4 protein-coding genes are annotated in these 3,025 nt (G+C 63.6%); all 4 read left to right on the top strand.

The window, feature by feature from the left end; translation table 11 throughout:
- Window positions 1-465, top strand: a 465-nt coding sequence (locus G4O04_09390; protein ID HEY58728.1) for an ABC transporter permease subunit, incomplete at its 5' end; no start/stop codon positions are given.
- Window positions 466-664: 199 nt separating this feature from the next.
- A complete protein-coding gene (locus G4O04_09395; GenBank protein ID HEY58729.1) occupies window positions 665-1,336 on the top strand; it encodes a DUF218 domain-containing protein in 672 nt (223 codons plus the stop codon).
- On the top strand, window positions 1,333-1,905 hold the full coding sequence (locus G4O04_09400) for an HDIG domain-containing protein (protein ID HEY58730.1): 573 nt from the start codon (window positions 1,333-1,335) through the stop codon (window positions 1,903-1,905). Before G4O04_09395 ends, G4O04_09400 begins: the two co-directional genes overlap by 4 nt.
- 29 nt (window positions 1,906-1,934) lie before the next feature.
- Window positions 1,935-2,090: a hypothetical protein gene (locus G4O04_09405; protein ID HEY58731.1), complete on the top strand. Its 156-nt coding sequence runs from the start codon at window positions 1,935-1,937 to the stop codon at window positions 2,088-2,090.
- The last annotated feature ends 935 nt before the right edge of the window (window positions 2,091-3,025 follow it).

Genomic DNA, 3,025 nt, shown 5'->3' on the forward strand with positions numbered 1-3,025 from the left:
GTGACCCGCCTGACCCTCAACATCGTCCGCTCCATCGAGCCGCTCATCTGGGCGGTGATGGGCGTGATTTGGGTCGGGCCGGGGCCCTTCGCCGGGTTCATCGCCCTCTCGCTCCACTCGGTGGCCGCCCTGGGGAAACTGTACTCCGAGGCCATCGAAAGCATCAACCCGGGCCCCATTGAGGCGTTGCAGGCCACCGGCGCCAATCGCCTGCAGACCATCATGTATGCCGTGGTGCCGCAGGTGTTGCCGCCCTTCACCTCCTTCACCCTGTACCGCTGGGACATCAATGTGCGCATGTCCACGGTGATCGGTCTGGTGGGCGGTGGCGGCATCGGTTTCCTGCTCATTCAGTGGATCCGGCAGTTCCAGTATCATCAGGCCGGGATTGCGGTGTGGCTGATCACCATCACCGTGGCGGCGCTGGATTTCATCAGCGCCAGCATCCGCGAGCGCATGGTGTAAGCCCTGCCGACGCAGGACCTGTACGAAGTCCAAAAGCGCAGCCTGAGGCTGCGCTTTTTTCGCAGGCCGACGCCCATCCCTTGGGGGCATGGCGTTGGATGAAAAGGGCAGGCCTACCCGGATGCGGGGGTTCGCTCCGCAGGATTTCGTGTAGTCATGAGGCGCTCCGGGCCTCTGGGGTGTGGTAAAATCCCGTCCAATGGAGCGCGTGAAGAGCATACTTCGCCGGTGGGCCCGTTGGGCGCTTTGGGGTGCGGGGTTGAGTGCGGGAAGCTTGCTGCTGGCCCGAGGTTGGGTGGTTTGGGCAGCACGGCCCTATATCGCACCTTCGCCGGAAGACCTGCCTCCCCGGCCGGTGGCGTTGGTGCTGGGGGCAGGACTCTGGCGTGATGGTTCCCCCACGCCGGTGTTGCAGGACCGGGTGGCCGCGGCCGTCGATCTGTACCTGGCGGGCAAAGTTCGTAAGTTGCTCCTCAGCGGGGACAACCGCTTCGTGTATTACAATGAACCGGAAGCCATGCGACAGGTGGCCTTGAGCCTGGGGGTGCCGGACGAGGACCTGGTGTTGGATTACGCCGGCCGGCGCACTTACGACTCCTGCTATCGAGCGCGGGCGATTTTCGGCGTCTCCCAGGTGGTGGTCGTCACCCAGCGGTTTCATCTCGCGCGGGCCGTCTATACCTGCCGCGCCCTGGAGCTGGACGCCGTGGGGTACCCCGCCGACCGACGCGTCTACCGCCGGGGGCTTTATCTGAATTGGAATTTGCGCGAAGTGTTGGCCACATTTCGCGCTTTGGTGGACCTCCATGGGCTGCATCCTCTCCCCGTGTTGGGGCCACCCGAACCTATTTTCCTGGAGGCAATGCCATGATCACCCGCGAACAAGCCCTGGCCATCGTGCACGAACATGTCAAGAACATCAACCTCATTCGTCACATGCTGGCTGTGGAAGCCGCCATGCGCTTTTACGCGGAAAAGTTCGGCGAGGATGTGGAGAAGTGGGGGATCACTGGACTGCTTCACGACTTTGACTGGGAGATTCACCCCACCCTGGAAGAACACCCCACGGCGGGCGCGCCGATTTTGCGGGAGCGCGGCGTGCCCGAGGAGATTGTCCGGGCCATCCTCAGCCACGCCGACCATACCGGCTTCCCGCGGGAAACTTTGATGGAGAAGGCCCTGTACGCCTGCGATGAGGTCACCGGGCTGATCACCGCCGTGGCCCTGGTGCGCCCTTCGCGTTCGTTGTACGATCTGGAAGTTAAGTCGGTCAAGAAGAAGTGGAAGGACAAGTCTTTCGCCGCAGGGGCCAACCGCGAGCTGATTCGGCGGGGAGCCGAGGAGTTGGGCATCGACTTGTGGGAGCATGTGGGCAATGTGATTCAGGCCATGCGCCGGGTGGCCCCAGAGTTGGGATTGGACGGTTCGACCGCGCGGTAGGCGCGGAGAAGCCCAGGAGAGGGTGAAAAGTGGTTTTCTGCGTTTGTCCTCACGACATCGTCAAGCAGATGCAAATCTGGCAGGAGATGAGCGCCTACCTGAGCGCCCAACTGAGCCAGCCCATTCAATTGCGGCAGGCCATGGATTTTCAGAAGTTTTATCACTCTTTAGTTTCCGCTAAATGAGTGGCAGAGGGGCAAAGCCACATAGCCGGCCAAACGGCTGGGGCACTTTGACAAGACAATGAAGCGGCCCAGAGGCAGCGGTCAGGCGGTTTTCTGAGCCGCCTGGCGCCAACGGGCGCCGCCCTCTTGGGCAGATGGCCTGTGGCCGAGGCTCTTTTCCGCATTCGCCCCGGCAAAAAGGGGGTGCACCGGGAAAAACCCGGCCCAAGAGCGCCCGGCGTAGGCGCCCAGGGGGATGTTTTGGATGCCGGTCCCAAAATCCGGTGGGCCGCACCGGCAAGGTGGCGGCCAGGAAGCTCTGGATCGAACCCGCCGGCAAGGCCGGTTCTGGCAGCCGATGGCGGCTCTCTTCTGCCCAGACGAACCGGCGATGGGCGCCCACCATGGGCTTGGCCGCTAAAGGGGTCTGCTCCACCGGCCGGCGATCCTGGCACAGGGGTTTGACCTCCCGCGGTGCCCACGGCAGGTCAGTGGCCAGCAGCCAGGGTTCGCGGAGCACGGCCAAGCGCCGAGCGTTTAGGCGGCCTCTCATCCCCACTGGCCCCATGAGCACAGCGGGCAAGGCTTTCCCGGCGGGCGCATCGTCATGCTTGCCTTCCGGCCCTTCGATGGGCCCTTGCCAATACGCAGGAGCGGGGTCACGCTCCATGCCCCGTAACGCAAGGCCGCCCAGGCGCGGCGCACCGCATCCTTGGTCGACCCACGGCCTGCAGCGCTGGAAACAACGCGCCGCGCGAGCCCAGCAAGGGCCCGCCGACCGGCATCCAGAGGAATGGTAAAAGGGCCCGCTGGGTTCCGATGGGCAGGTCTTCAACGAGCACGCCCGGCGTTTGTAGGGTAAGCTGGAGTGCAGGATGTCCTTTTCTTCTGGTTAGGGTTGAGCACCAATTTGCCCCAGCTGAGGCCATGTTGGCTTATTTCCCTCGACTCAGTTA

This window comes from Anaerolineae bacterium (genome assembly GCA_011176535.1).
Taxonomy (GTDB): domain Bacteria; phylum Chloroflexota; class Anaerolineae; order Anaerolineales; family DRMV01; genus DUEP01.